General features: G+C 65.4%; 4 protein-coding genes and 2 pseudogenes. 5 read left to right on the forward strand and 1 reads right to left on the reverse strand.

Features of this window, described 5'->3' with window-relative positions:
- The first annotated feature begins 771 nt into the window (after positions 1-771).
- The 5 genes and pseudogenes from ACGFU7_RS46990 to ACGFU7_RS47010 all read left to right on the forward strand — a co-directional run.
- Positions 772-1,080: an SseB family protein gene (locus ACGFU7_RS46990; RefSeq protein WP_393704851.1), complete on the forward strand. Its 309-nt coding sequence runs from the start codon at positions 772-774 to the stop codon at positions 1,078-1,080.
- Positions 1,081-1,096: 16 nt separating this feature from the next.
- Entirely contained in the window at positions 1,097-1,618 is a 522-nt protein-coding gene (locus ACGFU7_RS46995) for a hypothetical protein (protein ID WP_393704853.1), read from the forward strand.
- Positions 1,615-6,144 carry a DUF6531 domain-containing protein gene (locus tag ACGFU7_RS47000; RefSeq protein ID WP_393704854.1) on the forward strand — a complete coding sequence of 1,510 codons (4,530 nt, stop codon included), beginning with the start codon at positions 1,615-1,617 and terminating at the stop codon, positions 6,142-6,144. Before ACGFU7_RS46995 ends, ACGFU7_RS47000 begins: the two co-directional genes overlap by 4 nt.
- Entirely contained in the window at positions 6,141-6,590 is a 450-nt protein-coding gene (locus ACGFU7_RS47005) for a hypothetical protein (RefSeq protein WP_393704856.1), read from the forward strand. Before ACGFU7_RS47000 ends, ACGFU7_RS47005 begins: the two co-directional genes overlap by 4 nt.
- 536 nt (positions 6,591-7,126) lie before the next feature.
- A pseudogene (locus tag ACGFU7_RS47010) lies at positions 7,127-7,330 on the forward strand (transposase); the annotation flags it as partial.
- Positions 7,331-7,389: 59 nt separating this feature from the next.
- Here the strand turns inward: ACGFU7_RS47010 and ACGFU7_RS47015 are convergent.
- Positions 7,390-7,830: pseudogene (locus tag ACGFU7_RS47015) on the reverse strand (IS30 family transposase); the annotation flags it as partial.
- Positions 7,831-7,923 lie beyond the last annotated feature (93 nt).

Raw genomic sequence — 7,923 nt, forward strand, 5'->3', positions numbered from 1 at the left:
CCGAACTGGCCATCGTCCGCGATACCGCCCGCTGATCACCCACCAGCCGAGCTGCCAGGCCAGCACGCCCGAAGCTCAATTTCCCCCGAGACCGTAAACTCTTTCCGAGGGTGCGGCCGGGGGACGGGCGGGCGTCGGAGGGTGCCGACACCCAGCACCAGGCACCCGGGAGATGCTGTACCCGGCGCTTCGGGCACCTCTGTTGGCCCCTGTTTGCTGCCCTGAAGGGCGCGGATGGGGCGCGCGCTATGCAAACGCCGTACGAAGCGCATCTCGGGGCGCACGACCAAGCTCTCGCTGACCTCGCCGGAGGCGTCCGCGCTGGTGCGTTGCGGCTGCAAGTGGCGTCGACTCAAGTCCTCGGGGCTGGTGCGATCGCGTCCTCCCTCCCTTCCTCGGTCGTCCGCGGATGCGGAGGCAGGGGCTCCACCGACCTGGTGAGGGCGCCCGAGACGCCCCCGTGGGCCAGGGGAGTGCACGCGCCACCCGACTCAACGAGCTCATAGGTGCTGTGGAGTGCTGAATGCTGTTCCGGCAGTAGAGGTCGCGTCCCGCTTTACACCGCCCGGAGGTCGTGCCCGTACGGTCGCCCGGAACCCGTGCACACTCCGCCAGTGACACCGACACGGGTTGCCAATATCCAACAGAGCCCAACAGGGATTGCACATGTGTACGATAATTTCCCTAAGTTGGCAGTCAGTGATAGCGCGAGCGAACTGAGGGGGACGCATGTCGCTGCGTGATCTAGTGCGTGACGAAACATTCGCATCGATGTCTCGTCCCGAGCGGATGGCGGCGTTGCGCTCTGCGCGCCTGTACTTCCAACGCCCCGACGAGCCCGGCTTCTTGGTCTGCGAGACGGAGGAGGGTCCGGTGGTGCCGGTCTTCACCTCCTGTGAAGCACTGGGGCTGTTCGCCGGGCCCTGTGGGTGGGCCTCCACTACCGTCGAGGACTTGGTGGAGCTGCTGCCCGAGGGCGTACGCGCGTTGGTGGATCCTCTGGGTCCACGAACGTTCGTGCTGGACGCGAAAGCACTCGAGACCACGGACGCAGAGGGGGAGCGCAATGGCGGAGCCTGATGGGGGAGAGCCGGGCATGAGCCCGGGCGAGGGCTACAAGATCGAGATCTCCTCGGTGCGCAAGGTGCTGACGCCGCTGGAGGAGTCCGTGGTGGCCGCGCACCAGATCAAGCGTGACTGGAGCGAGATGTCGGCGCAGATCGCGAACTCGGCCGACTTCGAAATCCGCTCTTCGACCGAGAAGATGCTCTCGGCATGGGGCTTCGGCATGGGGCGGGTGGCTGAGCACACGGACACGGTGGTGGCGACGCTCCGGCAGGTCCTCGCCGCCTACGTGCTGGCCGATCTGCTGCGTATCAAGGACTTCTCGCCGACCGCAGCCAACATCGCCAAACTGCCGTTCGGCGAACAAGGCATGAAGGCGTGGCAGGAAGGGTCCAGGCCGAAGTTCGATCCGCCACCGGAGATCTATCAGGAGCCGTGGCTAGACGACGGCGACACCGGCAATTACCAAGATGTGCCCCACCGCCCCCGCCTGCGGGTCGACGGCGGCTGGGAGGTCGACGGCGGGTCGAAGCCGAAGGGGCCGGTCATATGACGAGTCGCGATGCGATGGAGGGCGGCGGGGTCGAGCGCATACCTCCCCATGCCAAGCCCAGCGACGTCATCTACGGCAACTCGATGGACGTCGATGCTCTCGCCCTCAAATTCGTGGCCTATGCAGGCGCGTTCAAGGACGGAATGGACAGGCTGGTCGACCTGTCCTTGATGGACTGGACCGGGGCCGGCGCGGAAGGGTTCAAGGACGCGACGAGGAAGCTTCCCCAGGAACTGGAGTCCGCGCAGGAGTACTTCGAGTCCTCCGGGAAGGCCCTGGACTCCTACGCCTACAAACTGCGCTCGGTCCACACGCGTCTCAGGCCGATCATCGACGACGCGGACGAGGCTCGGGCGACCTCCAAAAACTACTGGAACCGCGTCACGGACTACAACGCCGCCTTGGATCGTAAGGATGATCCGCTGCCGGAGCGTCCGCCGGACGACGATCCCGGCATCACCGCGTTGAATGACTGCTACGACCGCTTGGACAAGCTGGAGAGCGAACTTCAGACAGTCATCGACTCGGCCAAGCGGCAACTCGACACAGCGGCGGAGAAAGCCCCTGATAAGCCCCCGCCCCGCAAGGGGTGGGACAAGTTCGAGAAGGGGCTCGGCGACTTCTTCGGCGGCGCGGGCGACACCATGCGTGGCTGGTACGAGGGTTTCGACGACCTTGTCAGGGACGGGCCTGATGGCGTCGGTCTGCACCTGGCGGGCATGGTAGACGGGGCCTCCTACGCTGTCCAGCACCCTCAGGAGTTCGCCAAAGCCGTCGTCAACTGGGACGAGTGGCAGCGAAACCCTGCCCGTGCGGCCGGCCAGCTCACCCCCGAACTCCTCCTCGCCCTCGCCAGTGGCGGCGCCGGCGCGATGCGGCGCGGCGCCTCCGTGGCCAAGAACGCTGCGCAGCGTCTGCGCGGCCGGGTGGATGGCCTGCGCCGGGACGGCAGCGCCCGCGCGCGGACGGACAGTGATCCGGACAGGAACACCACGCCCAACGGGGAGCGTCCCACGGCTGGCGAGCCGATCGATGTGGCGACCGGCGAGATGGTCATGTCCGCCGTCGACGTCACCCTGCCCGGCGTCCTGCCGGTGGTCCTGGAGCGGCATTACGTGTCGGGGCATCCGTGCGGGGGGTGGTTCGGTCCCACCTGGGCGGGCACGCTTGACCAGCGTCTGGAGATCGACGGGGCGGGTGTCGTCTACATCACGGACGGCGGCATGCTGCTGACGTATCCGGTTCCGACGCCCGATGTGGGGACGTTGCCCACCTCAGGTCCTCGTTGGCCGCTGTACTGGGACGGCAAGCCCGACGGTGCCTTCCGTATCGTCATCCCAGAGCGGAATAGAACCCTCCACTTCGCCTCGCTGCCTGTGAGCGGCCGTGAGATGGCTCTGATGGCGATCACCGACCGGACAGGTGACGGCGACCGCATCGACATCGCCTACGACGCCCAGGGCGCACCGAAGGAGATCGCGCACTCCGGCGGCTACCGTATCGCCGTCGACACCGATCCCCAGCTGCTGCGGGTGACGGCCCTGCGTCTCCTGCATGGTGCACAGCGGGAGCACAGCACCACCCTCACCTCCTACGCCTACGACGCCGCCGGCAACCTGACCCAGGTCTTCAACTCGACTGGCAAGTCGCTGCGTTATCGGTACGACGAGGAACATCGTGTGACGTCGTGGACGGACCGCAACGGCACGTCGTACGGCTATGTCTACGACCACCGGGGCCGTGTCCTGCGCGGCATCGGCCCAGACGGCATCCTGTCTGGCCGCATGCACTACGACACGGCCGCCCGCACCTCTCGTTACACCGACTCGCAGGGCAACACCAGCGTGTACGTCTGCAACGAGGCGTACAAGATCACCGCGTACACGGACCCGCTGGGGAATACGACCCGCACGGAATGGGACGAGTCCAACCGGCATCCCGTCGCCGTCACCGACCCCCGGGGCCGCACCACGCGCTACCGCTACGACGAGCAGAGTCGGTTGATCGCTGTCGAGCGGCCGGACGGCACCGTGGCCGAGACGGTCTACGACAACCACGGGCTGCCGTTGGAGACGCGCGAACCGGGCGGCGCGGTGTGGCACCACACCTATGACGACCGCGGGGCCCACACGTCCACCACCGACCCCAGCGGCGCCGTCACGCATTACGGCTACAACAGTTCAGGCCACCTCGCCTCCGTCACGGACCCTCTGGGCCACACCACCCTGATCACCACGAACGCGGCGGGTCTCCCTGTGGAGACCATCGACCCCCTGGGCGTCACCCGTCGCATGCGCCGGGGCCCGCACGGCCAGGTCACCGCCGTCACCGACGCCCTGGGCCGGACCACGCGTCACGGCTGGACGATCGAGGGCATGCCCGCCTGGCGCGAGGGGCCGGACGGTGCCCGCGAGGTGTGGCAGTGGGATACCGAAGGCAATCTCGTCCTCCATACCGACGAGGCCGGGCACACCACCGCCTACACCTACACCTACTTCGACCAGCCCGCCACGAGGACCGACCCGGACGGAGCGCAGTACGCCTTCGCCTACGACACCGAGCTCCGTCTGATCGAGGTCACCAACCCCCAAGGGGCAAAGTGGCATTACACGTACGACGCGGCCGGCCGACTGGTCGCCGAAACCGACTTCGACGGCGCCACGCGCACCTATGAACGCGATGCGGGGGGTCGTCTCACGGCGCAGACGAACGCGCTGGGCCAAACGCTGCGTTTCACACTCGATGCGCTCGGGCGCATGGTCGCCCAGCACGACGAGACCACCGGTGACGTCACGACCTACGCGTACGACGCGAGCGGTGCCCTGCTCCGCGCCGCGAACGCGGATACGGAACTCACTCGGGAACACGACGCGGTCGGTCGCGTCATCTCGGAAACAGTCAACGGCCGCATAAGCGCCTACACCTACGACGCCATGGGCCGCCGCACCCGCCGCACCACCCCCTCCGGCGTGCGCTCGGAGTGGGCCAGCGACCCCGTGGGTCGCCCTACCAGACTGAGCAGCGGCGACGGAACCATTGCCTTCGTCCACGACGCCGCGGGCCGCGAGACGGAACGCCGCATCGGCGACGACACCATCCTCACGCAGACCTGGGACAAGGGTGACCATCTCACCGCACAGACCCTCGCCACTCGCCACGAGACCGAAGCGGATCGAATCCTCCAACAGCGCACTTACGCGTACCGCGCCGACGGCTACCTCACCGAGATACGCGAACTGACCACCGGGACACGGCATTTCACACTGGATCCCGTGGGGCGTGTGACGGGAGTCCAGGCACACGGCTGGAGCGAGAAGTACGCGTACGACACCACGGGCAATCAGACCCACGCCGACGCACCGCATCACCCCACCACAGGAGACCGGAGCTACGAGGGCGCCATCATCCGCCGGGCGGGCCGCACCACCTACGAACACGACGCCGCAGGCCGTCTGATCCGCAAGACCCGCAAGCTCCTCAACGGCCAGACCCGCACCTGGACGTACACCTGGAATGCGGAGAACCGGCTCATCAGGGCCACCACCCCGGACGGCGGGGAATGGACTTATGCTTACGACCCGCTGGGCCGCCGCATCTCCAAAACAAGTCCGGACGGAACCGCCCTCACCTTCACCTGGGACGGCACCTGCCTGGTCGAGCAGTTCGCCTCGGACGGCACGGCGACGACATGGGACTACGCGCCTGGCACCCACCGACCGATATCCCAATCCACACGCCGGACGATCGAGGCCGAACCCGAGGCAGACCACTCGCTCCTCGCTCTTGCCGACGCCACCCCCCAGTCCGAGTTCGATGCTCGCTTCCTCGCGATCGTCACGGACCTGGTTGGCACGCCCATCGAACTGGTCACTTCCGACGGCACTCTTGCCTGGCAATCCCGCACCACTCTCTGGGGCACGCCCCTCCCCGCTTCAGGGGATGGGGTGGACTGCCCGCTCCGCTTTCCCGGCCAGTACGCGGACGAGGAAACCGGCCTTCACTACAACTACTTCCGGCACTACGACCCCGAAACCGCCCGCTACACCACACCTGACCCGCTCGGGTTGGTTCCGGCACCCAACGCAGTGGCGTATGTTCGTAACCCCCACAGCTGGGCTGACCACCTGGGGCTTGCTGGCGAGCCGGAATGGGCCAATCCGGACGAAATAAACTTCTCCCAACGCACCGTATCGCCGAACGACTACGTGGAGAAGATGCGCTCCGGGGAGTGGGATTGGCAACGCCCTGGTACAGCGTTGAAGGTCATGGAAGTAGACGGTCAGCTGGTGTCATACGACAACCGAAGGCTTGACGCGGCGCGCGAAGTGGGTAGGCCGGTAATCATCGAGCGCGTCGACCCGAACGCGGTTCACCCTGATTCGACGACCGGACGGACCTGGGCGGATCAGTTCAAAAGGCGCATGAATTCTTCGCGGAACAGAAATGAACTAGGTGAGCCAGTTCCCCCGACTGGACTCCAGGAGAGGCCAGAGCACGTGCGCAACGGGAAGTGTAAGAATAGATGACCACGATCGAAAGCCTGTGGGAAGACTTTGAGCTTCCCATCAGGGATGCACTCCACTACGCCGACGGGCACTCTTACGATGTGACCCTCGACCGCGCCGCACCGAGGGGTTTCGCGGTGCTCGCCACCTTCAATCTCAATGAGACGCTGGAAAGCGACCCGTCTTGGGTGTCTTCGGTCGATGGGCTTGCCGCCGTAGACCTGGGAGAGAAGGGGCTGCTGTGGGGCGGCGAGGGTTCGTACGGCTCGGAGGGGTTCATTGCACGTTTGACTGTCGACCGTGCGCTGATTTGGGCGATGTTCTTTATGGAATCCAATCCATTTGATCGGATTCGGCTGTCCGGAAACGTCGCTACCTTTAGTTCGACCTCGGGATTCGAGATTGCAGTCGACATCGATGATCCGCGAATCCCAATCTCTGGACCCGCATCGAACCGAACCGCGTAAGGATCAGTTTCCCGGTCGTAGGAGAGCGATGCGGGAGAAAGAAACAGGCTGTTCCTGATCAGCGGCGACGCCAGTACCTTTTCTCAAACTCCTCCCGAGTGATTTGGCCCTGGCGGCATGCGGCCTCGGACCACACCTCCGGGCAGGTCTCCGGTTGCGCGGGGGCGTGTTCGCATGGCACGCGAATACACGCGGGCCCGGAGAGGTCTAGACAACAAAGAAGGCCCAGGTCCTTGACTCGGGCCTTCTCTCAAGAGCGGATGACGGGATTCGAACCCGCGCTATTAGGGCTTTGTTAGGTACCCCGAATGTTCGGACAGGGGTAGGGTTGTGATCTTCTTTCAGGTGTGACACCTGAGGAGATGGAAGAGGTCCGGCCGCGTCTGGAGGCGTTCGCGGCGGAGATGCTGGGCTCGTTGGCGCGTCGGGATCAGCGGACCAAGGGCGAGATGAAGTTCCCCCTCTGAACTGGACAGCCTGATACTGGGACGGATCGGTGCCGGAGGAAGCAGTCCAGGTTGAGTGGCAAGAGCAACATGAGCAAGCGGTACACGTCGGAGTTCAAGCGGGATGCGGTGGCACTGGTCCGGTCGTCAGGGCGGAATGTCACCGAGGTCGCCCGGGAACTCGGTGTGAGTCCGGAGGGGCTTCGCGGCTGGGTGAAGCAGGCGAAGGCCGACCGCGGCGAGGGGGCGCCCGGCGCGCTGACCGCGGCGGAGAAGGAAGAGCTCCAGCGGCTGCGCAGGGAGAACCGGGAACAGCAGCAGACGATCGAGATCTTGAAAAAAGCGCGGCGGAGTCAACCGGTTGATGCAACAGCTGCCGCGAGCCTATCAGCGGGAGTTTCGAACCCGAGGGTCTGCCGGGGGCGGGTGTTCAGCTTGAGCGCGACGGTATCCAGGTCGGCCTGGGTATATCCGGACAGGTCGGTTCCCTTGGGAAAGTACTGGCGGAGGAGTCCGTTGGTGTTCTCATTCGATCCCCGCTGCCAGGGGCTTTTCGGATCGGCGAAGTAGACCTTGACGTCGGTGGCCATCGTGAACCGCTTGTGGTCGGTCAGCTCAGTACCCCGGTCCCAGGTCAGTGAAGTCATCAACCCGTCGGGCAGGTAACGGACTTGATGACTCAGCGCGCAGATCACACTGGTGGTGTCCTTGCCTGCGACCCGGACGAGCATGACGTAGCGGGAGTGCCGTTCGACCAGTGTGGCAATGTGGCTGTTCTTCGCACCGGTGATCAGTCGGGTAGCGGGGACGTATTACTATGTCCCCGCCCCCTCAGAACCGTGCAAGCAGCTTTCACCGCACACGGCTCAAGCAAGCCCCAAAGGCTC

This window comes from Streptomyces sp. NPDC048473 (assembly GCF_043200155.1).
In the GTDB taxonomy this organism is placed as follows: Bacteria; Actinomycetota; Actinomycetes; order Streptomycetales; family Streptomycetaceae; genus Streptomyces.

Excerpts from the sequence above, each read along its gene's own strand:
- ACGFU7_RS46995 (WP_393704853.1), top strand. The coding sequence starts at position 1,097 with ATGAGCCCGGGCGAGGGCTACAAGATCGAGATCTCCTCGGTGCGCAAG.
- ACGFU7_RS47000 (WP_393704854.1), top strand. The coding sequence starts at position 1,615 with ATGACGAGTCGCGATGCGATGGAGGGCGGCGGGGTCGAGCGCATACCT.
- ACGFU7_RS47005 (WP_393704856.1), top strand. The coding sequence starts at position 6,141 with ATGACCACGATCGAAAGCCTGTGGGAAGACTTTGAGCTTCCCATCAGG.
- ACGFU7_RS46990 (WP_393704851.1), top strand. The coding sequence starts at position 772 with ATGTCTCGTCCCGAGCGGATGGCGGCGTTGCGCTCTGCGCGCCTGTAC.